This is a genomic window from Kitasatospora sp. NPDC056076 (genome assembly GCF_042266305.1).
Lineage (GTDB): Bacteria > Actinomycetota > Actinomycetes > Streptomycetales > Streptomycetaceae > Kitasatospora.
On sequence record NZ_JBHJWG010000065.1, the window covers coordinates 13,983 to 34,691 of the forward strand.

Sequence of the window (20,709 nt, forward strand, 5' to 3'; positions counted from 1 at the left end):
CGGGTCAGCTCCCCGATCCGTGCTGGTGGGGGCCGTAGTTCCCGGAAGGGTGCCCGGTGCCGCCCGGTTCGTTGGGGTCGTAGTACGGCTCGCCCTGCTGCTGGCCCGGCAGCCAGGTCTGCTGGGGCTGCCCGGGCTGCTGCTGGTAGGCGTCGTAGCCGTACTGCTCCTGCGGGTACTGCTCGTACCCCTGCTGCTCGTAGCCCTGCTGGTCGTACCCCTGCTGCGGGTAGCCCTGCTGGTGGCCGTCGTACCCGTGGCCCTCGTAGCCCTGGCCCGCGTACGGCGCGGCCACCGGCTGCTGGGCCGCGTACTGGTCGTAGCTGTACGGGTCGGCCTGCTGGTACGTCTGGTACGGGTCGGTGTACGGCTCGGCCTCCTGGACGGCGGCGGCCGCCTGGACCGCCCCGGCCACCGGCTCGCCGGCGGGCTGCGCCGGGATCGCGCCCGGCAGGCCGTCGTACACCCCGGGCTCCTCGGCGCCGGGCTCGCCGCCCTCGCCCCGCTCGGCCATCCGGCGGGCCCGGCGGCTGCCGGGGGCGGGGGCCTGCGCCTGGGCGGCGGCGGCCAGCGCGGCGGCGGCGACCACCTCCTCGGGCAGGTCGTCGTCCTTGTGGCTGCGGCGGCCGGGCAGGGCCAGCACCAGGATGGTGAGGCCGACCAGGACCTGCGCCCAGATCCAGCCGGTGTGGACGAGGCTGCCCTCGCGGGTGACGCTCAGCTTGCCGCCGGCGGCCGGGAGCTTGAAGCCCTGCGCCCAGCCGTCGACCGTGGTGGGCTCCAGCGCGGTGCCGTCCACGGTGGCCTTCCACTCGGGGGCGGCGGCCTCGGCCAGCCGCAGCACCCGGCCGTCCGGACCGGCCGGGACGGTGGCGGTGAGGTCGCGCTCGCCGGACGGGACGACCACCGGGGTGGCGCCCGGAGCGGTGATCACGGCGCGCACCGCGGGCGCGCCGTTGACCTGCCAGAGCGCGGCGTCGCCGTCCTGGTTGGCCTTCACCAGGCCGGGGGTGGTGTCCAGGACGTCCTTGAAGGCGTCCACGGCCTGCCGCTCGACCAGCACGTAGGCGATGCCGTAACCGGCCAGGGCGTTCGCCTGGTCGGCGCCGGAGCCGGCCAGCAGGCTGCCGACCATCCGGTCCAGACCGCCCTGGGTACCGGTGGCCGGGTCGACGGTGGACTCCGCCTGGCCGAGGGTCAGGCCGGCGCCGCGCACCACGGTGTAGCGGACGGCGCCCTTCTGGCCGGTGACCACGAGGGTGCGGGACCGGTCACTGGTACCGGCCTCCTCGGCGATGAAGGCCGGCACCTGGCCGGACGCGGCGCGGTGCAGCGGGCCCCCGGCGCCGGTCAGCGCCCACCACAGGCCGGTGCCCAGCGGGGCCAGCACGGCGGCGGCCACCACCAGGGCGGCCACCGGCTGGCGCCAGCCGAAGGCGATCCCGGCGACCCGGGCGTTGGCGCCGTCGGCGCCGATCGCGGCGGCGGCGAGCAGGGCGATCCCGGCGATCAGGGTGGCCGGGCCGGCCCAGGCGGGCACCGGCTGGCCGCCGGAGGCCGGGGTGACGGAGGTGCCCGCCACCGCGACGGCGAAGACCAGCCCGGCACCGGCCGCGCCCCAGGCGGCGAGCACCGCGCGGCGGCGGTCGGCGCGCAGCAGCGCGGCCAGTGCGGCGAGGACGACACCGGTGGAGAGCCAGACCGGCGGCACCCCGGCGCCGCCGGGGTTGACCAGCAGCAGGCCGGCCGCGCTCGCCCCGGCGCCGTGCAGTCCGGGCAGCCCGGCCTCCAGCAGCAGCCACTGCGGGTGCGAGAGCACCTTGAGCGACCAGGGGGCGAGCACCGCGACGGGCACCGCGAGGATCACCAGGACGCGCAGGCCGAGCAGGCGCAGCGCCGTGCCGCCGGAGCCGAAGGCGCCGCCGCGCAGCACCGCGAGGACCAGCACGGCCAGGCAGAGCGGTACCGCGAGGGCCCAGGTCAGCGGGACGAAGGCGGTGGCCAGGGTGAGCAGCAGGACGGTCATCCAGACCGGCCGCCAGCCGGGGCGGGCGCCCTTGGCGGCGCTCTCCTGGCGGATGCCGAGGCCGGCCGCGATCGCGGCGGCGCGGGCCAGCGGCGGCAGCAGCACGGCGAGGACGGCGGTGCCGATCCGGCCCTGGGCGAGCGCGCCGGTGGCGGCGGGCAGCAGCGCGTAGGTGGCGCTGGCCCAGGCGCGGACCAGCTTGGAGTCCAGCAGCGGCCGGGAGACCAGGTAGGCGCTGACCGCGGCGAGCGGGACGGTGAGCACGACCAGCAGGGTGAGCGCGAGGTCGGCATGGCCGAACAGCAGCCAGGAGAGCACCGAGAGCACACCGAGGTACGGCGGTGCGGCGGCGGTGGAGCCGGTGCCGACCGGGTGCCAGGCGTCCGCGTACATCGCCCACAGGCCGCCCGCGCCGTCGGAGGCGGGCAGCAGGGCGCCGCCGAACAGCTCGCCGCTGCCGAACAGGCCGCGGCAGGCGACCAGGGCGAACACCAGCAGGCCGGCGAACAGCACCGGCGCGGGGCGCCGGGCCAGCTTCTTGATCAGCGCGAACTGCTCGACGACGAGGTCCTCGCCGTCCTCGTCGCCACCGGCCTCGACCGAGCCGTGCCGGCTGCCGGTGTCGTCGGCGCCCCCTATCCCGAGCGAGCCGATGACGCCCTCGACGGCCAGCCGGGTGGTGGCGCCGGGCGCCGGGAAGAGCGTGCGGTCGTCCAGGGCGTCCGCGGCGCGGGTCCGGGCACGGTGTTTGCGCGCGGCCAACAGCCGTGGGAAGCGGACGAGTTCGTGGCCGAGGCCGGCCAGTTCGTCGACCGCCTGGCGCGGGTCCTTGCCGAGCAGGTTGGTGACGGCCCGCACCAGGGTGCCGAGCACCAGGCGCAGCAGCACGTACGGGAAGAGCGCGCCCTTGCAGTTGGCGAGCAGGGTGTAGACGGCGCCGGACTTGTCCACCCGGTGCGGGTGGGCGGGGCCGCAGTCGATCGCGCGGCGCTCGCGGCTGGCCGCCTCGGCGTGCCGCAGCACGGCGTCGGGGGCGACCACCACGCGGTGGCCGGCGGCGTTGACCCGCCAGCAGAAGTCGGTGTCGTCCCGCATCAGCGGGAGGGCCCGGTCGAAGCCGCCGAGCTCCTCGAAGACGTCCCGGCGCACCAGCATGCCGGCGCTGGAGACGGCCAGCACCGGGCGGACCTGGTCGTGCTGGCCCTGGTCCTGCTCGCGGCGGTCGAGGCCGGTCCAGCGGCGGCCGGAGCGGGCGATGGTGACGCCGATCTCCAGCAGCTGGCGGCGGTCGTACCAGCTGCGCAGCTTGGGGCCGACCACGCCGGCACTGGGGGTGGAGTCGGCGACCTGGAGGAGCCGGCGCAGCGCGTCGGTCTGCGGCTCGCAGTCGTCGTGCAGCAGCCAGAGCCACTCGACCGGCTGGGTCTCGCGCGGGCCGCCGCGGCCGAGGTCGTCCTCCTGGGCGAGCGGGTCGCCGTAGTCGTCCCAGCCGCCGGTGACCGGGTCGTAGCCGGAGGGGTCGAGCCGGTACGGGAGGTCCTCCGGGCGCAGGGGCGCGCTGCTCGCGACGGCCTCGGCGACGGCGGCGCCGAAGCCGGCCCGGCGGCCGAGCACCAGCGGGCCGCTCTCGGGCAGCCAGTCGGCCAGGGTGTCGGCGAGCAGCTGCGGGGAGTTGTCGGTGGATCCGGTGTCGACCGCGAGGATCCGCTGGACCTGGCGGTCCTGGCCGAGCAGTCCGGCCAGGGCCTGCGGCAGCCAGCGGGCGCCGTCGTGCGAGACGATCACCGCGGTCACCAGGTGGCGCGGGTAGGCGGGCGGCCTGGAAGCGGTGAAGCCGCTCTGGTGGCTGTAGACGGTCATCGAGTGCGCGGGCCCCAGTTCTCGGTGGACACAGCCGGTGAACGGCAACCGGATGGCGCACCACACTAACGGCTCCGGATGGCCGCTTCGTGCCCGGTGCCGGTGCGGAGGCGGTGAAGAAGGGGACCCGGGATCGGCATGAACCGGTCCGGGAACACGAAAGCGCCCCACCGTCGCGGTGAGGCGCTCGTACAGCTGTGCGGCCGTCCGCCGGTGGCGGAGGGTCAGCGAGATCGGTCGGGGCCGCCCCGGTCAGACGGCGCTCTTCTTGAGCCGACGGCGCTCGCGCTCGGAGAGGCCTCCCCAGATGCCGAAGCGCTCGTCATTGGCGAGGGCGTACTCCAGGCACTCCGAACGGACCTCGCAGGCGAGGCAGACCTTCTTGGCCTCGCGGGTCGAGCCACCCTTCTCGGGGAAGAAGGACTCCGGGTCGGTCTGGGCGCACAACGCGCGCTCCTGCCAACCGAATTCCTCCTCTTCCTCCGCGATGCCGTCCCCGATCAACAGCTCAAAGAGCTCGCTCATGTGGCGCGCCTCCTCTGCCCCTACTTGGCGTCCCCGTGGTTGCCGTTGCCTCGTGCGGCTGACGACACGAGTGAAATTACAGTTGCGTCACTCTGGCCCAGTCAAGCCGAGCTCTGGTATTGAGGCCGGGATTCACTCCCTGGCACCAAGCCGTTACGAATAGTGTACATATCCGGACACATCGGACCTTGGGTCCGAAAGCCCCGGCGGCACCGAAACGCCCGCAATCACTCGCGGAATGACGCTCGGTCATCGTGACAGGCCGGTCATCGGCCTCCCTTCCCGGCGATCTTCCCATCGAAACATAGAGAGTGATGAATCACCCCATCCAGGAAAGATCCGGACCTAACCCACTCGAATGCCGCATCCTTCGGTTTGACACCGCCCCTGCGGATGCGGTCTCCTTTCCTCCATGTCAGAGTTCGCCAGCCCCCGGAGCGGTTCCACGCTCCGCCGTGCCGTGAACTCCTGTTGTCGCCTCTGTTCCTGCTGTATCTAGGCGCCCGCGTCCCACCGCGCGCCGCCCAGGAAGCACAGAGGCCGCCCGCGAATCCCGCCCCAGGACATCCCGGATCCGGCTGCTCCCCGAACCAGCCGAGCCATCCGAGGACGACTCCCGTGCGCATGATCCGCATCCGCAAGCGGAACCGCGACCGCAACAAGCACGCCCGCCGCGGCCTCGCCGCCGCCCACGCCCCCCGCCACGGCGACCGGCACCGCTGGGCCGACGGCCTCAGCGACGTCTCCATCGCCGGCGACCCGCTCGCCTTCCCGCACCTCGCCCGCACCGACCTGCCCGGCCACCCCACCACCGTCGCCGGGTACGCCCGGCTGGTCCGCGAGATCGCCGCCGACCGCACCCGCTGGGAACCGCTGGTCCGCTACGACGCGCTCACCCGCTGGTACGCCCGCCTGGAGACCGGCCCCGGCTACGAGGTCTGGCTGCTCAGCTGGCTGCCCGGCCAGAGCAGCGGCTTCCACGACCACGGCGAGTCCTCCGGCGTGATGACCGTCGTCCAGGGCGAGCTGACCGAACGCTCGCTCACCCACGCCGGCGAAGGGGCCCGCACCCTGCGCCCCGGCGGGCAGCGGGTGTTCTCCTCCGGCTACCTGCACGAGGTGGTCAACGGCGCGCTCGAACCCGCCGTCTCCATCCACCTCTACACCCCGGGCCTGACCGCGATGAACCAGTACGGCACCGCCACCGCCGTCCCCGAGCAGCACGCGCACGCGGCGGAGTCCGAGCGGCGTTGACCGAGGCCTGACGAAGAGTCCGACCGTGGCAGGATGACCCCATGCGCATCGTGGCACTGGCAGGCGGGATCGGCGGGGCGCGCTTCCTGCGCGGACTCCTCGCGGCGGTCGGACCGCAGGACGAGATCACCGTCATCGGCAACACCGGCGACGACATCCACCTCTACGGGCTCAAGGTCTGCCCCGACCTCGACACCGTGATGTACACCCTCGGCGGCGGCATCCACGAGGAACAGGGCTGGGGCCGGACCGACGAGACCTGGTCGATCAAGGCCGAGATGAAGGAGTACGGCGTCGGCCCCGAGTGGTTCGGGCTCGGCGACCGCGACTTCGCCACCCACCTCGTGCGCAGCCAGATGCTCACCGCCGGGTACAGCCTCAGCCAGGTCACCGAGGCGCTGTGCGTGCGCTGGAAGCCCGGCGTGCGGCTCCTGCCGATGAGCGACGACCGGGTCGAGACCCACGTGCGGATCACCGACGAACAGGGCACCCGGGCCGTCCACTTCCAGGAGTACTGGGTCCGGCTGCACGCCGCCGTCGACGCCGAGGCGATCATCCCGGTCGGCGCGGACACCGCCAAGCCCGCGCCCGGCGTGCTGGAGGCCCTCGCCGAGGCCGACGTCATCCTCTTCCCGCCGTCCAACCCGGTCGTCTCGATCGGCACCATCCTCGCCGTCCCCGGCATCCGGGACGCCGTCGCCGCCGCCCCGGCACCGGTGGTCGGGCTCTCCCCGATCATCGGCGGGGCGCCGGTGCGGGGCATGGCCGACAAGGTGCTCGCCGCCGTCGGCGTCGAGGCCACCGCCGAGGCGGTCGCGCTGAACTACGGCGCCGGCCTCATCGACGGCTGGCTGGTGGACACCGCGGACGAGCAGGCCGTCCCGGCCGTCGAAGCCGCCGGGATCGCCTGCCGGGCCGTCCCGCTGCTGATGACCGACGTCGAGGCCACCGCCGAGATGGCCCGCGCGGCGCTGGCCCTGGCCGAGCGGGTCCGCACGTGACCATCGAGATCCTTCCGGTCCAGGGCATCCCCGAGGTCGAGGCCGGGGCCGACCTCGCCGGGCTGATCGCCAAGGCCGGGACGTACCGCGACGGCGACATCCTGCTGGTCACCTCGAAGATCGTCAGCAAGGCCGAGGGCCGGCTGCTGCACGCCACCGACCGGGACGCCGCGGTCGACGCCGAGACCGTGCGGGTCGTCGCCCGGCGCGGACCGGCCCGGATCGTCGAGAACCGCAACGGCTTCGTCATGGCCGCCGCCGGGGTCGACGCCTCCAACACCGCCCCCGGCACCGTGCTGCTGCTGCCCGAGGACCCGGACGCCTCGGCCCGCGCGCTGCGCGCCCGGCTCCAGCAGCTCACCGGCCACCGGATCGCCGTCGTCGTCACCGACACCTTCGGCCGGCCCTGGCGCAACGGGCTCACCGACGTCGCGATCGGCGCCGCCGGACTGTCCGTCCTGGAGGACCACCGGGGGCGCACCGACAGCCACGGCAACGAACTGGTGCTCACCGTCACCGCGACCGCCGACGAACTCGCGGCCGCCGGCGACCTCGTCAAGGGCAAGGCCACCGGCGTCCCGGTCGCCGTCGTGCGCGGGCTCGGCCACCTGGTCACCGCCGAGGACGGCGCCGGCACCCGGCCTCTGGTGCGACCCGCCGCGGACGACATGTTCCGGCTCGGCACCTCCGAGGCGCTGCGCCAGGCCGTCACCCTGCGGCGCACCGTCCGCTCCTTCACCGCCGACCCGGTCGACCCGGCCGCCGTCCGGCGCGCGGTGGCCGCCGCCGTCACCGCGCCCGCCCCGCACCACACCACGCCCTGGCGGTTCGTCCTGCTGGAGTCCGCCGAGACCCGGGTCCGGCTGCTGGACGCGATGCTCGGCGCCTGGCAGCGCGACCTCCGTGAACTCGACGGCTGGGACGAGGCCCGGATCGCCCGCCGCACCGCCCGCGGGAACGTGCTGCGCGACGCGCCGTACCTGGTGGTGCCGTGCCTGGTGATGGACGGGTCGCACGACTACCCGGACCCGCGGCGGGCCGCGGCCGAACGGGAGATGTTCACGGTGGCCCTGGGCGCCGCCGTGCAGAACCTGCTGGTCGCGCTCACCGGCGAGGGGTACGGCACCGCCTGGGTCTCCTCCACGATGTTCTGCCGTGACACCGTCCGGGGTGCGTTGGACCTGCCGGAGGGCTGGGACCCGATGGGGGCCGTCGCCGTGGGACGCCCGGCGGAGGCGCCGCGGGTCCGCCCGGAGCGCAGCGCCGACGCCTTCGTCGCGGTGCGGTAGGGATCTCTCAGAGGCCCCGGTAGATCTCGCGGCGGTTGCCCACCTTCACGACGACGATCACCAGCACGTCGTCGTGGATCTCGTACGCCACCCGGTACATGCCGACCTGGAGCCGGTAGAGACCCGTGTGTCCGGTCAGCTTCTTCACGTCCGGGCCGTCGGCGTACGGGTCGTCCCCGAGTCTGGTGAGCGCGGCGAGGATCTGCATGGCATCGACCTGGCTGATGTCGCGCAGTTGCCGCCGAGCGCTCGCGGTGAAGCGGAACGCGTACTTCACGCGGCGCTCCCGGCACTGCTCGGCGGCTCTCCGAAAAGGTCTGCCAGAAGTTCGGCCATGCTCACCGTGGGTTCGTTCCGGTGTTTCTCCGCCTCACGGGCGAGGAGCTCGTCCTCCGCGTCCTCTATGGCATCGAGGATCTCGATCGGCACGACCGCGCCGACACGCTCGCCCTTGCGGGTGATGACGGTGATCTCACCGGCCTCGGCCCGGCTCAGCACCTCGGCGAGGTGGGCTCGGGCCTCACGGATGTTCAGTTCATCAGCCATGCTTCCAGCGTACACACGGCGTGTACGCAGGGCGGCGTTCTCCGGTCAGCGGTTGCGGTGGTCGTTGGGGGTGAGTTTGGGGCCGTAGCGGGGGGCGTGGGGGGTGGTGGCGGTGAGGAGGCGGCAGAGGCGGTGGCGGTGGGGGCGGTAGGGCTCCAGTAGGGCGAGCATCTGGGTGTCGTCGCTGCGGGGGCGGCCGGCCAGGGCCCAGCCGACCAGGTTGGGGAGGTGGAAGTCGCCGACCGAGACCGCGTCCGGGTCGCCGTTGCTGCGCTGGAGGGTTTCGGCGGCGGTCCAGGTGCCGATGCCCGGGACGGCCGTCAGGCGGGCGAAGGACTCCTCGTGGGCCATGGCGGCGGCCTCTTCCAGGCGGGGTGCCAGCCGGACCGCGCGCTGGATCGTGGCCGAGCGTCTGGGGTCGACGCCGGCCCGGTGCCACTCCCAGCTCGGGACCATCGCCCAATCGCGGGCCGACGGGGCCACCCGCATGCCCTCGGCCGGGCCCGGGGCCGGGGTGCCGAAGTCGCGGAGCAGGGTGCGCCAGGCGCGGTAGGCCTCGTCGGTGGTGACCTTCTGTTCCAGGATCGCGGGGACGAGGGACTCCAGGACCAGGCCGGTCCGGGTGAGCCGCACCCCGAGGGTGCGGCGCTGGGCGTCCCGGAGCGGGCCGGGGGGCAGCACCAGCGCCTCCGGGTGGTCCTCGGCGCCGAGCAGGGTGGGCAGCCGGTCGAGCAGCCACTGGGCGCCCGGCCCCCAGCCGGTCGCCTCCACCTCGCCCGCACCGGGGCGCGGCAGCACCCGCAGGGTGCCGACGCCGGCCGGGGTGCGGGAGGCGCGCCAGACGGCACCGTCGCCGGTGGTGCGGTACGAGGGGTCGGCGGGGCCCCGGCGCAGCGGCAGCAGGGTGCGGACGGGGTCGAGCGGGAAGCCCGGCCGCCAGTGCCGTACCGCTTCGCCGCCCGTCACTGCCGTCGCCTCCTGGGGTGCCTGAGGCCCTGAACGATACGTGGGGAGGGTGACGGCTAGGGAGTCCGGAGTCGGGCCGCGGCTGTGCGGAGTTCGGGGAGCCGGGCGTAGAGGGCCTTGCCGGGGCATTCGGTGTTGAAGGCGTCGCGGTGGCCGGAGACGGCGTCGAAGTCGACGACGGTGCCCTTGGGGTAGCGGCTGGCGTCGGACGAGGAGGTGAGTCTGGTGCGGCCGTCGGCGGGCCGGCCGGTGAGGCCGAGCTTCCAGGCGGCGATCGCGGCGAGGCCGTCGAGGAGGGGTTGGGGCGGGGTGGCGTCGACGTAGGTGCCGATCGCGGCGACGCCGGAGGAGTCGGTGTTGAAGCCGAGGGTGTGGGCGCCGTGGACGGGCTGGTCGACGCCGCCGGCCCGGCCCTCGTAGACGGTGCCGCAGCGGTCGACCAGGAAGTTGTAGCCGATGTCCCGCCAGCCGCTGGTCTTGACGTGGTACTGGTAGATGCCCCTGATCACCCGGGGGGCGTCGGAGCAGGCGTAGTCGGTGGCGGTCGCCGTGTGGTGGACGAAGACCTCGCGGACCGGGCCGGTGTACTCGGAGCCCGGGTCGCGCAGGGACTCGTCGGCGCCCCAGCCGGCCCGGGTGACGATCGCCGGGCGGGGCGCCTGGTGGCCGTCCTCGGCGGCGGGGGCCGCGGGCACCGTCCGGGTGGCGGCCGGGGCGGGTGCGCCGGCGCCGGGGTCGACGAGGTCGAGCCGCAGTCCGGGCGGCGGTCCGGCTGGGCCGGGCCGGAACTCGACGGCGACGCCGTCGCTGCGGCCGGTCCACAGCGGGGCGGTGGCGCCGTGCGGGGCGCGGTCGGGGCCGTCGTCGGTGTCGGCCTCCAGGGTGTGCCAGTCGCTCCAGCGGCCGGTGGCCGCGTCCCGGGTGCGGACCCGGAGGCTCCCGCCGTCCAGCGCTCCCGCCGGTCCGTCCCAGCCGATGCCGAGGAGTTCGAAGGGTCCGGTCGTGCTCGGCGGGAGCCCGTGCCCGGCGGGGAGCCGGAGCGAGACGGTCCGGCCGCCGCCGGGGAAGTCACGGTGCTCGCCGCCGGGGGCAAGGGGCACGGCGGTGGCGGCGGGAGCGGGCTGGAGCAGCAGGGCGGCGGTGCAGCCGGCGAGCAGCGCGGCCGGGAAGGGGAGGCGCGCGGCCTTGGTGGAAAGGCGCGCGGCCTGGTGGGAAAGGCGCATAAAGGGGATCGTCGCCGCAAACCGGACCGCCCGCCACGCCGCCCCGCGCCCGCTCGGCCGCCCCTCCCGGCCTGCCACCCGAAGGCCGTAGGCTGGGGCGCACCATGACTGCGCCATTCGCTGCCGATGCCCGCACCCCCGTCGAGCTGCTGCACGCATACCTGCGCGGCGGCACCCCTTCGGTCGATCCCGCGGCCCCGCTGGTCACTTTCTACGACGACGCCACCGGCGAACGGGTGGAGCTGTCCGCCCGGACCTTCGACAACTGGGTCGCCAAGACCGCCAACCTCCTCCAGGACGAGCTGAACGCCGGTCCGGACGACCGCGCCGCGCTGCTGCTGCCCGCCCACTGGCAGAGCGCCGTCTGGCTGCTGGCCTGCTGGTCCGTCGGTGTGACCGCGGTACCGGCCGGCGACCCGGCCGACGCCGACCTGGTGGTGAGCGGTCCGGACGGCCTGGAGGCCGCCCAGGCCTGCGGGGGCGAGCGGGTCGCGCTCGCCCTGCGCCCGCTCGGCGGCCGCTTCCCGCACCGCCCGGACGGCTTCCTCGACTACGCCGCGGAGGTGCCCGGCCAGGGCGACCGCTTCGCGCCGTACTCCCCCGTCGCCCCGGACGGGCAGGCGCTGGAGACCTCGGTGGACGGGCTGCCGCTGAAACTGACCGGTGAGCAGACCGTCGCGCTGGCCCGGGAGGGCGCGGCGCGGATCGGCCTCAAGCCCGGGGACCGGGTGATGTCCACCCTCTCCTTCGACGACTGGGCGGGCCTGGAGGCCGGCCTGCTGGCCCCGCTGGCGGTCGGCGCCTCGGTGGTGCTGTGCCGCAACTCCGAGGGCCTGGACGCCGGGCAGTGGGAGAAGCGCTCCGAATCCGAACGGGTGACTGTGCGCCTCGGCTGACCCCGGGACGGTCCCGGCGGGTAGGGATCCCTGCCATGGCCGAGGACGACACCGAGCACCCCCCGACCGACCAGACTCCCCCGGAGCACGCTCCCCCGAGCGGACCGGGACGGCCGCGAAGGCGCCGGCGGTGGCTGATGATCACCGCCGGCGCCGTCGCGTTCCTGCTGGTCGCCACCGGCGTGCTGCTCTGGATCGCCTACCGCAAGCTGGACGGCAACATCAGGACGGACTCGGCCACCGACCGGCTGCTCGCCAAGCTGGAGGCCGAGCGCCCGAGTCGGGCCGCGGGGGCCAAGGGCGCCGAGAACATCCTGCTGATCGGCAGTGACGACCGCTCCGGGGCGAACTCCTCCTACGGCGGCGAGGCCGGGACCCAGCGCTCGGACACCACGATCCTGCTGCACCTGGCCGCCGACCGGAAGCACGCGACGGCGGTCTCCGTCCCGCGCGACGTGATGGTCACCGTGCCCTCCTGCGAGAAGCCGGACGGCAGCCGCAGCAAGGCGGGGACGATGCAGTTCAACTGGGCGTTCGAGCTGGGCGGTCCGGCCTGCTCGATCCGCACCGTCGAGCAGTTGAGCGGCATCCGGATCGACCACTACGTGATCCTCGACTTCAGCGGCTTCAAGACGATGGTGGACGCGATCGGCGGGGTCGAGGTGTGCGTGCCGCAGCCGATCCACGACAAGGACGCCAAGCTCGACCTCCCGGCCGGCCGTCAGCTGCTGCACGGCGAGCAGGCGCTCGGCTACGTCCGGGCCCGGGAGAGCCTGGGCGACGGCAGCGACACCCAGCGGATGGGCCGCCAGCAGCAGTTCCTGGCCTCGCTGATCCGCAAGGTGCAGTCGCAGGGGGTGCTGCTGAACCCGGCCAAGCTGTGGCCGGTGCTGGACGCGGCCACCTCCTCGGTGAAGGCGGACGGCGGCCTGTCCTCGCTCGGCGCGCTGTACGACCTCACCCAGGACCTGCGCGACGTCCCCTCCCCGGACGTGGTGTTCCTGACGGCGCCGCGCCGCCCGTACCGCTACGACTCGGACCGGGACGAGTTCGTCCAGCCGCAGACCGCCCAGCTGTTCGACGCGCTGCGGGCGGACCGGCCGCTGGCCCTGCGGCCGCCCGGTTCGGCGCCCTCGCCGGACGCGGGGACCGGAGCCGGGGCGGGCACCGGAGCGGGAGCCGGATCCGACGGGGCCACGGCGTCACCCTCGGCGGGCGCCTCGCCCACCTTCGAGGGACGCACCGCCGACGTGGACGCCTGCGCCCAGCACTGAACTCGACGTCCGGCTTTGCTTTTTCATTGCTCAAACATGACTGAGATCACACTCGGAACAATTCCCCCGTTCGGCTCGTCTAGTGTGTCCGGATCGACCCGTCGCCCGACGGGTCGGCCTCCGTGACCGGCCGGACGTAGGGGACCCCCGTGCAGCAGGACGAAACGAACACCGGTCGGTTCAGCGGGGGGAGCCGGCGGGAGGCCAAGCGTCTGGCCGCGGCCGCCAAGCGGCAGCGGCGCCGCCGGGTGCTCAAGTGGACGGCGGGGACGGGCGCCCTGGTGATGGTCGCGGGCTGCGGCGGGGCCTACTACCTGTACCAGCACTTCAACAGCAACCTGACCTCGGTCAAGGTCCAGTTGGGCAACGAGGAGGAGCGGCCCAAGGCCGCCGGGGACGCGCTGAACATCCTGGTGATCGGCACCGACAGCCGCCAGGGCCTCGGCCGCGAGTACGGCGACGCGGGCAGCACCGGGCACGCCGACACCACCCTGCTGTTCCACGTCTCCAAGGACCGCTCCAACGCGACCGTGGTCAGCATCCCGCGCGACCTGATGGTGCCGATACCGGAGTGCCAGGACGACAAGGGCAAGAAGATCCCGGGCGTCGCGCGGGACATGTTCAACAACAGCCTCGGCCAGGACGGGCGCGACGCGGGCTGCACCTGGAAGACCGTGGAGAAGCTGACCGGCATCCGGGTCGACCACTTCGTGCAGGTCAACTTCGAGGCGGTGAAGACGCTCTCCACCGCCGTCGGCGGGGTGGAGGTCTGCGCGGCCAAGGACATCGACGACAAGGACTCGCACCTCAAGATGTCCAAGGGCCGCCACGTCGTCCAGGGCGAGGAGGCGCTGGCCTTCGTCCGCACCCGGCACGCGGTCGGCTTCGGCGGCGACCTCACCCGGATCCCGCTCCAGCAGCAGTTCATCAGCGCGATGATCCGCAAGATCAAGAGCGACGACACCCTGACCAGCCCGGGCAAGCTCTACCAGCTCGCGGACGCCGCCACCAAGGCGCTCACCGTGGACTCCGGCATCGGCAGCGTCGACAAGCTCAAGAACCTGGCCCAGGACATCAGCAAGGTGGACACCAAGAACATCACCTTCACCACCGTCCCGGTGCTGGACGACCCCAGCAACAAGGACCGGCTGGTCCTGCACCAGCCGGACGCCGGACAGGTGTTCTCGATGATCGCGGGCGACCGCTCGCTGACCGAGACGGCCGCTCCGGCCGCGACCCCGGACGCCTCGGCCCCGGCGGCCCCGGCCGCGCCGAGCAGCGCCGCCCCGGCGGTGGACACCAAGGGCGTCCAGGTGACGGTGCGCAACGGCAGCGGGACCCGCGGACAGTCCGGGCCCACGGTGGAGAAGCTCAAGGGCAAGGGCTTCGCCAAGGCCGCGGTCGGCTCCGACGCTCCCCCGGCCGCGACCAGCACGGTGTCCCACCCAGCCGGTCAGGAGGCCGAGGCCGCGGCGCTGGCCGCCGCCCTCGGGCTGCCCGCCGACGCCGTGAAGCCCAACCCGAAGGCGGGCCCGAAGGACCCGCTGCTGGTGGTCCTCGGCAAGGACGCCCTGGCGGCTCCCGCGCAGCAGGCGACCGAGGCCCCGAAGGACCTCCAGCGGGTGCAGGCGGACGACGAGGACGTCTGCGCCAAGTAGCCGCCCGGGGCCGAGGGTTCGGTCCGTCCCGCGGTACCGCTCGCCGGTCCGGGGGCCGGTCCGGAGCCCCGGACCGGCCGGGTCGAGCGGGGCCGCACCGTCCTCAACTGTCCCCGTGCGGGCCGGCGGTAGCCGGTCCGGGCGTCAACGCGCCCGGGAGAGCACGTCCTTCGAGGACGGGCCGACGCTCCTTATCACCCGGCGGGCCAGCGAGCGGGGTGAGGTGATGAAGCCGAAGCCCCAGCTCAGATGCATGGTCGCGAGCGCCACCGGCAGCAGCGCCCTGGCCCGGAACGACAGGCCGCGGCCCTCGACCGCGGCGCCGCCGAGGATGCCCAGCAGGTAGACGCCGGGCACCGCGAGGAAGGCCGGGTGGACGGCGGCGCCCAGCACCAGGCCGAGCAGCACCGCGAGCAGCGCGCTCGGCGGGGCCAGGTAGCGCAGGTTGACCGAGCCCCGGTGGTAGCGGGTGACCACCCGGCGCCACCGGCCGTAGTCCTTGTACTGCTTGGCCAGCGCCTTGACGGACGGCCGCGGCCGGTACGTCACCTTCAACTGCGGGGTGAACCAGACCAGCCCGCCGTCCTGGCGGATCCGGTAGTTCAGCTCCCAGTCCTGGGCGCGGATGAACTCCTCGTTGTAGCCGCCGAGTCGCTCCAGCACCTCGCGCCGGAACACCCCGAGGTAGACGGTGTCCGCCGGGCCGGCCAGGCCGCCGGTGTGGAAGGCCGCGTTGCCGACACCGATCTTGGAGGTCATCGCGGCCGCGACCGCGTTCTCCCACTCGGTCTCGCCCTCGGCGTGCATGATGCCGCCGACGTTGGCGGCGTCCATCTCGCCGAGCAGCCGGACCGCGGTGGCGATGTAGCCGGGCGTGAGCAGCCCGTGGCCGTCCACCCGTACGACTATCGGGTACTGCGAGCCCCGGATCGCGGCGTTCAGCCCCGCGGGAGTGCGGCCGGTGGGGTTCTCCACCGTACGCACCCGCGGATCCTCGGCCACCAGCTCGGCCGCGATCTCGGCGGTGCGGTCGGTGGAGGGACCGAGGGCGATCACCACTTCCATCGGTCCGGGGTAATCCTGGTCCAGGATGCGCCGGACCGCCGTGCGCAGGTGTCGTTCCTCATTGAGCACCGGCATGATCACGGAAACAGCCGGCAGCTCCTCAGCAGCCTTGGTGTTCATCGGGGCCAACCGTACCGGTGTCGACGCATATCCGTCTTGTCCCGGTCCGGCGGCTCCCGGGACCCCTGGAGGGCGACACCGGTGCCGTGATCGGGATCACCGTACCGCCCCCGGCGCCCGGGCCCGAATCGGCGGGGGAACCGTGCAGGTTCGGGGAGGGTTCGGCGGCCCCGGTGAACGACGGGCGGACGGCACGGCGCGGGGGCCGGGTGCTCGTGCGCACCCGGCCCCCGCCCTCCGTTCCCCCCGGTTCCCCCCGTTCCCCCGTGGGGTGACCCGACGTCCCCCGTCGCCGGGTCAGTCCGTCGCGATGGCCGCGAGGACGTTCATCCGTCCGGCCCGGAAGGCCGGTACGAGAGCGGCGACCAGACCGATCACCACCGAGGAGACCAGCGTCACCACGACCGTGGTGGTCGGGACGGAGAGCGTCCCGAGGCCCTGGTCCCGCAGCACCCGCTGGGCGGTGACGCCCCAGGCCAGGCCCAGCCCGGTGCCGAGCACGGCGCCGAACAGGGCGATCACCACGGACTCCAGGCGGATCATCCGGCGCAGCTGGCGGCGGGAGAGCCCGATCGCCCGCAGCAGGCCGATCTCGCGGGTCCGCTCCACCACCGAGAGGGCCAGGGTGTTGACCACGCCGAGCACCGCGACGGTGATCGACAGGCCGACCAGGCCGTAGATCAGGTAGAGCAGGGTGTTGACCTGGGACTGCACGAGCTCCTTGTAGCCGGCCTGGTCCTTGACGGTCAGCTGCGGGTACTGCCGCAGCGCGTCCTCCAGGGCGGTGAGCGTCTTGGCGACGTCGGTGCCCGGGGTGGCCTTGGCGAAGAAGGTCCGGACCGGAGGCTGCTCGGCGGCCGGGACCACCTTGGTCGCGGTGTCCAGGTCGACGAAGGTCCCGTCGCCCAGCAGTCCGCCCTTCTGGAACACCACGCCCACCGGCAGGGTCTGGGTGCGGCCCTTGCCGTAGTCGACGGTCACCTGGTCGCCGACCTTGAGGCCGTGGTCCTTGGCGAAGTTCTCGCCGATCCCGAGCGAGCCGCGGCCGATCGAGTCGACGGTGCCGGAGCTGACGGTGGGGTGGAAGTCCGTGCCGAAGAACGTGGCCGGCACCGCCGTGAGGTCCGTCCTGGCGCTCTGTCCGCCGGACAGCCGGACCTTGGCGCTCTGGAAGTTCTCCTGGGTCGTGACGTGGTCGATGCCCGGGGTCCGCTTCACCGCGTCGATCATCTCCCCGGTGACGCCCGTCGGGCCGCCGCCGATGATGTAGTCCACGCCCACCGACCTGTCGATCTGCTCGCTCGCCGACGTCACCGCCGAGGAGCTGAACACCGAGGAGCCGATCACCAGCGCCAGCCCGATCATCAGCGCGGCGGCGGTGGCACCGGTCCGGCGCGGGTTGCGCATCGCGTTGCGCTGGGCGAGCTTGCCGGAGGGCCCGAACAGGGCCGGGAGCAGGGCGCCGAGCACCTTGATGACGACGGTGGCCAGCAGCGGGCCGAGCACCACGAAGCCGATCAGGGTGAGCAGCAGGCCCAGGCCCAGGAGCTGCCCGCCGGTGCCCGCCTTCTCCGCCGTGCCGGCGAGCACCAGCAGGCCGGCGCCGCCGCCGGTGAGCAGCACGCCGAGGATCGTCCGGACGACGTTGGAGCGGGCCTCGGCCGGGGTGCCGTGGTCGCGCAGGGCGGCCATCGGGGCGATCCGGCTGGCCCGGCGGGCCGGGATCCAGGCGGCGATCACGGTGATCAGGACGCCGACCGCGTAGCCGGCCACGAAGACGTCGGGCCCGATCACCAGGTCGCTCGACTTGAGGTCCATGCCGATCGCGTTCATCAGCTTGATCAGGCCGACGGCGACGCCGAGGCCGACCGCCACCCCGAGGGTCGAGCCGAGCACGCCCAGGATCAGTGCCTCGACCAGCACCGAGCCGTTCACCTGGGCGCGGCTGCCGCCGATGGCGCGCAGCAGGCCGATCTCGCGGGTGCGCTGGGCGACCAGCATCGAGAAGGTGTTGATGATCAGGAAGCCGCCGACGATCAGCGAGATCCCGGCGAAGCCGAGCATCGCGTACGTCATGAAGTCGAGGCCGCTGCCGATGGACTTGGTGTTCTCGTCCTTCTGCTCGGTCGCGGTCTTGACCTGGTAGCCGCCGCCGACCTTGGCGAGGGCGTCGGCCTTGAGCTGGTCGTCGCTGCGGCTGCCGTCGCCGTAGGCCTCGACGGAGGTGTAGGCCTGCTCGCCGAGCAGCACCTGCTGGGCGGTCGGGGTGTCCAGGAAGGCCAGCGCCGCACCGGGGTTGGTGGTGGTGAAGGTGGCGATGCCGACGATCGTGTACGGGTGCTGCCCGCCCGCGTTGTCGACCCGGATCCGGTCGCCGACGGCCAGCTTGGCCTTCTTGGCGGTGTCCGCGTCCAGCACCAGTTCGCCGGAGTCCTGCGGGACGTGCCCGGAGGTGAGCTTCACCGCGTTGCGCGGGGTGTCGGTCCAGTTGCCGACCAGGGTGGGTGCGCCGCTGGTCGGGCCGACCAGCTTGTCGGTGGCCGGGTTGACCAGGATCGCGTTGCCGACCATCACCTGGCCGACGGCGGTCTTCACGCCGGGCAGCCCGGCGATCTGCTGGGCGAGCGCGGCCGGGACGGTGGCGGGCTTGTCCCCGGCCTGCGGGTCCTCGTCGTCGGCCGGCTTGGGCGGCTGGACCGAGACGTCGGAGGCGGTCGCGGCGAACAGCTTGGAGAAGGTGCTGGTGGCGGTGTCGGAGAACACCAGGGTGCCGGAGACGAAGGCGACCGACAGCACGACGGCGATGAGCGAGAGCGCCATCCGGCCCTTGTGGGCGAAGAAGCTCCGCAGTGAGGTCTTGAGCAGCATGGTTTCGTCGTCCCGCCGTCAGCTGGTGCGCTTGCCGTCGAAACGGCGCATGCGTTCGAGGACGGAGTCGGCGGTCGGCGCGTGCATCTCGTCGACGATCACGCCGTCGGCGAGGAAGAGCACGCGGTCCGCGTAGCCGGCGGCGACCGGGTCGTGGGTGACCATGACCATGGTCTGGCCCAGTTCGTCCACCGAGCGGCGCAGGAAGGTCAGCACCTCGGCGCCGGCCCGGGAGTCCAGGTTCCCGGTGGGCTCGTCGCCGAAGATGATCTCGGGGCGGGCGGCCAGGGCGCGGGCCACCGCGACGCGCTGCTGCTGGCCGCCGGAGAGCTGGGTGGGGCGGTGCTTGAGCCGGCCGGCCAGGCCGACGGTCTCCACCACCTGGTCCAGCCAGGCCTGGTCGGGTCTGCGGCCGGCGATGTCCATCGGCAGCGTGATGTTCTCCAGCGCGTTCAGGGTCGGCAGCAGGTTGAACGCCTGGAAGATGAAGCCGATCTTGTCCCGGCGCAGGCGGGTCAGCTGCTTGTCCTTGAGGCCGGTGATCTCGGTGTCGCCGATCCGGATCTGTCCGCTGGTGACCGTGTCCAGCCCGGCCAGGCAGTGCATGAGGGTCGACTTGCCGGAGCCGGAGGGGCCCATGATCGCGGTGAAGCGGCCGCGCTGGATGTCCACGTCGACCGCGTCGAGCGCGGTGACCCTGGTCTCGCCCGAACCGTAGGCCTTGGTCACCTGGCGGGCCGAGGCGGCGACGGCGGACGGTCCGCCGGGAAGCTGGGGGTCGTACACGGCTGCTGCCGTCGTCACTGGAGTCTCCTAAGAAGTGGCCCACCCGTCGACCCCCACCCTTCCGACGCGGTCGGCCGGCGGACCCGATCGGATCGGGCCGCGCACGGTGGGGCGGGGATGTAGGAACCACGTTAGGAGCCGGTCCCGGTCGGCTCGTCCTCCGTCGGAATGAAGCGCTGCAACCAAGGTTCTACGGGTGCGGCGCCCCCTCCCCCTAGGGGGCGCCGCGGGCCTTCTCGGGGACGCCCCGTACGGGGTCGGGCCCGCCGGCGGCTCAGCCGGTCAGCACCGGCGCGGCCAGCCGTTCCAGGGCGTCGGCGAACCCCTCCACGACGGGGACGAGTTGGGCGTCGGTCTCGCACTCGACGAGGGTCCGGCCGTCCTCCCCGGCGGTGATGTGGCGGTCGAGCACGAACCAGCCCTGGGTGATGTGGCCGGCGCCCATCGAGCTGAGCACCGGGCGCAGCGCGTAGTCCACGGCGAGGACGTGCGCGGGCGAGCCGCCGGTGGCCAGCGGCAGGACCGCCTTGCCGGCCAGCGCGTACTGCGGGAGCACGTCCAGCAGGGCCTTGAGCAGGCCCGAGTAGGCGGCCTTGTAGACGGGGGTGCCGATGACGACGCCGTCGGCGCGGGCGAACAGCTCGGTGACGGCGACGATCCCGGGGTGGTCGAAGTCGCCGGACAGCAGGGCCTGCGCGGGCAGGCTGCGGGCCTCGAAGGGGATGACGTGGTGGCCGCGGTCCACCAGGCGCGCGTCGACGTGGCGCAGCAGCCGGGTGGTGCGGGAGGTCGCGGACGGGGAGCCGGAAACGGACAGGACGGTGGCCATGGGTTCACCTCTGGCTGGAAGCGGGTCGGGGGTCTCGACGGGCGCGCTTCAGCGACGACAGAGCGAACCGGACACACGCTGGAGGTCGACGTGGCGCCGACGCGTGAGTGCCCGACTCTGATCCATGTCGAAATGCAAACACGGTGCGTTCGAACCGGTCAAGGAACGTTTCAGCAAGCGGAACGGGGGTGACGGGCGCATTTCACGCCGGAACGATCCGGTACGTGCATCAAAACTGCTACAAGAGGCCTGGCAGGGACCCCGGGGGGAGTCAGCCGGACCGGGGTCGGGCATCCTCGACGGCATGAACACGTGGCAGGAGGGCCGCCCGGGCGGCGGAGGCAACCCCTACGGAGGCAACGGCGGCGGCCCGGCGTCCGAGCGACCGCTGCCGGCCTCCCTCAACCCGCGCGGGGCCGGCGCGCCCGCCCCCCGGCAGCCGGAACCGCCGCACCGGCTCGGCGGCGTCCCGCCGCAGGGCGCCCCCGGCGGCCCCGGACGGCCGGGCCCCGGCGGCCCGGGC

General features: G+C 73.6%; 17 protein-coding genes and 1 pseudogene. 7 read left to right on the top strand and 11 right to left on the bottom strand.

The window, feature by feature from the left end; translation table 11 throughout:
- Positions 1 to 4: 4 nt before the first annotated feature.
- Together ACFC1T_RS35040 and ACFC1T_RS35045 are read right to left on the bottom strand one after the other, a co-directional pair.
- Positions 5 to 3,886, bottom strand: coding sequence for a glycosyltransferase (locus ACFC1T_RS35040; protein WP_375895859.1), 3,882 nt, complete (start codon positions 3,884 to 3,886; stop codon positions 5 to 7).
- 252 nt (positions 3,887 to 4,138) lie between these two features.
- Entirely contained in the window at positions 4,139 to 4,411 is a 273-nt protein-coding gene (locus tag ACFC1T_RS35045) for a WhiB family transcriptional regulator (protein WP_375895861.1), read from the bottom strand.
- Between the two features lie 618 nt (positions 4,412 to 5,029).
- On the opposite strand from ACFC1T_RS35045, the gene ACFC1T_RS35050 reads away from it, so the two are divergent.
- The 3 genes from ACFC1T_RS35050 to ACFC1T_RS35060 are packed head-to-tail and all read left to right on the top strand — an operon-like array spanning position 5,030 to position 7,955.
- The gene (locus ACFC1T_RS35050; RefSeq protein ID WP_375895864.1) at positions 5,030 to 5,665 is read left to right on the top strand and encodes a cysteine dioxygenase family protein; all 636 of its coding nucleotides are present in this window, start codon (positions 5,030 to 5,032) and stop codon (positions 5,663 to 5,665) included.
- A gap of 41 nt (positions 5,666 to 5,706) precedes the next feature.
- Positions 5,707 to 6,666, top strand: a complete 960-nt coding sequence (gene cofD, locus ACFC1T_RS35055) for a 2-phospho-L-lactate transferase (RefSeq protein WP_375895867.1) — start codon at positions 5,707 to 5,709, stop codon at positions 6,664 to 6,666.
- A complete protein-coding gene (locus ACFC1T_RS35060; protein ID WP_375895869.1) occupies positions 6,663 to 7,955 on the top strand; it encodes a coenzyme F420-0:L-glutamate ligase in 1,293 nt (430 codons plus the stop codon). The genes cofD and ACFC1T_RS35060 overlap by 4 nt, the downstream gene beginning before the upstream one ends.
- 7 nt (positions 7,956 to 7,962) lie before the next feature.
- On the opposite strand, the gene ACFC1T_RS35065 is transcribed toward ACFC1T_RS35060, so the two are convergent.
- From ACFC1T_RS35065 to ACFC1T_RS35080, 4 genes are read right to left on the bottom strand one after another with little or no spacing between them, the layout of a single operon-like run.
- Positions 7,963 to 8,232: a type II toxin-antitoxin system RelE/ParE family toxin gene (locus ACFC1T_RS35065; protein WP_375895872.1), complete on the bottom strand. Its 270-nt coding sequence runs from the start codon at positions 8,230 to 8,232 to the stop codon at positions 7,963 to 7,965.
- Positions 8,229 to 8,501, bottom strand: coding sequence for a type II toxin-antitoxin system Phd/YefM family antitoxin (locus tag ACFC1T_RS35070; RefSeq protein WP_375895874.1), 273 nt, complete (start codon positions 8,499 to 8,501; stop codon positions 8,229 to 8,231). Before ACFC1T_RS35070 ends, ACFC1T_RS35065 begins: the two co-directional genes overlap by 4 nt.
- A gap of 45 nt (positions 8,502 to 8,546) precedes the next feature.
- Positions 8,547 to 9,596, bottom strand: a complete 1,050-nt coding sequence (locus ACFC1T_RS35075; protein ID WP_375895876.1) for a DNA-3-methyladenine glycosylase family protein — start codon at positions 9,594 to 9,596, stop codon at positions 8,547 to 8,549.
- On the bottom strand, positions 9,524 to 10,690 hold the full coding sequence (locus ACFC1T_RS35080; RefSeq protein WP_375895879.1) for a peptidoglycan recognition protein: 1,167 nt from the start codon (positions 10,688 to 10,690) through the stop codon (positions 9,524 to 9,526). The genes ACFC1T_RS35075 and ACFC1T_RS35080 overlap by 73 nt, the downstream gene beginning before the upstream one ends.
- A 104-nt stretch (positions 10,691 to 10,794) precedes the next feature.
- On the opposite strand from ACFC1T_RS35080, the gene ACFC1T_RS35085 reads away from it, so the two are divergent.
- From ACFC1T_RS35085 to ACFC1T_RS35095, 3 genes are all read left to right on the top strand, one after another.
- Positions 10,795 to 11,586 carry a TIGR03089 family protein gene (locus ACFC1T_RS35085; protein ID WP_375895881.1) on the top strand — a complete coding sequence of 264 codons (792 nt, stop codon included), beginning with the start codon at positions 10,795 to 10,797 and terminating at the stop codon, positions 11,584 to 11,586.
- Positions 11,587 to 11,621: 35 nt separating this feature from the next.
- Entirely contained in the window at positions 11,622 to 12,860 is a 1,239-nt protein-coding gene (locus tag ACFC1T_RS35090) for an LCP family protein (protein ID WP_375895883.1), read from the top strand.
- 149 nt (positions 12,861 to 13,009) lie between these two features.
- Positions 13,010 to 14,518: an LCP family protein gene (locus tag ACFC1T_RS35095; protein WP_375895886.1), complete on the top strand. Its 1,509-nt coding sequence runs from the start codon at positions 13,010 to 13,012 to the stop codon at positions 14,516 to 14,518.
- A 144-nt stretch (positions 14,519 to 14,662) separates the two neighbouring features.
- Here the strand turns inward: ACFC1T_RS35095 and ACFC1T_RS35100 are convergent, their stop codons facing one another.
- The 5 genes from ACFC1T_RS35100 to ACFC1T_RS35120 form a co-directional block, all read right to left on the bottom strand.
- The gene (locus ACFC1T_RS35100; RefSeq protein ID WP_375895889.1) at positions 14,663 to 15,703 is read right to left on the bottom strand and encodes a glycosyltransferase family 2 protein; all 1,041 of its coding nucleotides are present in this window, start codon (positions 15,701 to 15,703) and stop codon (positions 14,663 to 14,665) included.
- 297 nt (positions 15,704 to 16,000) lie between these two features.
- Complete coding sequence (locus ACFC1T_RS35105) at positions 16,001 to 18,571, bottom strand: ABC transporter permease (protein ID WP_375895891.1); 2,571 nt, start codon at positions 18,569 to 18,571, stop codon at positions 16,001 to 16,003.
- Between the two features lie 18 nt (positions 18,572 to 18,589).
- A complete protein-coding gene (locus ACFC1T_RS35110; protein ID WP_350509632.1) occupies positions 18,590 to 19,375 on the bottom strand; it encodes an ABC transporter ATP-binding protein in 786 nt (261 codons plus the stop codon).
- A 256-nt stretch (positions 19,376 to 19,631) separates the two neighbouring features.
- Positions 19,632 to 20,186, bottom strand: a complete 555-nt coding sequence (gene ssuE, locus ACFC1T_RS35115) for an NADPH-dependent FMN reductase (RefSeq protein WP_360244294.1) — start codon at positions 20,184 to 20,186, stop codon at positions 19,632 to 19,634.
- 48 nt (positions 20,187 to 20,234) lie between these two features.
- A complete protein-coding gene (locus tag ACFC1T_RS35120; RefSeq protein ID WP_375895894.1) occupies positions 20,235 to 20,492 on the bottom strand; it encodes a putative leader peptide in 258 nt (85 codons plus the stop codon).
- On the opposite strand from ACFC1T_RS35120, the pseudogene ACFC1T_RS35125 reads away from it, so the two are divergent.
- Positions 20,491 to 20,709: pseudogene (locus ACFC1T_RS35125) on the top strand (LytR family transcriptional regulator); the annotation flags it as partial. The gene ACFC1T_RS35120 and the pseudogene ACFC1T_RS35125 overlap by 2 nt on opposite strands.

What these genes read in the sequence shown, in the direction of transcription:
- ACFC1T_RS35040 (WP_375895859.1), bottom strand. Translation starts at nt 3,886, where the DNA reads ATGACCGTCTACAGCCACCAGAGCGGCTTCACCGCTTCCAGGCCGCCC.
- ACFC1T_RS35045 (WP_375895861.1), bottom strand. Translation starts at nt 4,411, where the DNA reads ATGAGCGAGCTCTTTGAGCTGTTGATCGGGGACGGCATCGCGGAGGAA.
- cofD (WP_375895867.1), top strand. Translation starts at nt 5,707, where the DNA reads ATGCGCATCGTGGCACTGGCAGGCGGGATCGGCGGGGCGCGCTTCCTG.
- ACFC1T_RS35070 (WP_375895874.1), bottom strand. Translation starts at nt 8,501, where the DNA reads ATGGCTGATGAACTGAACATCCGTGAGGCCCGAGCCCACCTCGCCGAG.
- ACFC1T_RS35075 (WP_375895876.1), bottom strand. Translation starts at nt 9,596, where the DNA reads ATGCCCCGGCAAGGCCCTCTACGCCCGGCTCCCCGAACTCCGCACAGC.
- ACFC1T_RS35080 (WP_375895879.1), bottom strand. Translation starts at nt 10,690, where the DNA reads ATGCGCCTTTCCCACCAGGCCGCGCGCCTTTCCACCAAGGCCGCGCGC.
- ACFC1T_RS35085 (WP_375895881.1), top strand. Translation starts at nt 10,795, where the DNA reads ATGACTGCGCCATTCGCTGCCGATGCCCGCACCCCCGTCGAGCTGCTG.
- ACFC1T_RS35090 (WP_375895883.1), top strand. Translation starts at nt 11,622, where the DNA reads ATGGCCGAGGACGACACCGAGCACCCCCCGACCGACCAGACTCCCCCG.
- ACFC1T_RS35100 (WP_375895889.1), bottom strand. Translation starts at nt 15,703, where the DNA reads ATGAACACCAAGGCTGCTGAGGAGCTGCCGGCTGTTTCCGTGATCATG.
- ACFC1T_RS35105 (WP_375895891.1), bottom strand. Translation starts at nt 18,571, where the DNA reads ATGCTGCTCAAGACCTCACTGCGGAGCTTCTTCGCCCACAAGGGCCGG.
- ssuE (WP_360244294.1), bottom strand. Translation starts at nt 20,186, where the DNA reads ATGGCCACCGTCCTGTCCGTTTCCGGCTCCCCGTCCGCGACCTCCCGC.
- ACFC1T_RS35120 (WP_375895894.1), bottom strand. Translation starts at nt 20,492, where the DNA reads ATGCCGTCGAGGATGCCCGACCCCGGTCCGGCTGACTCCCCCCGGGGT.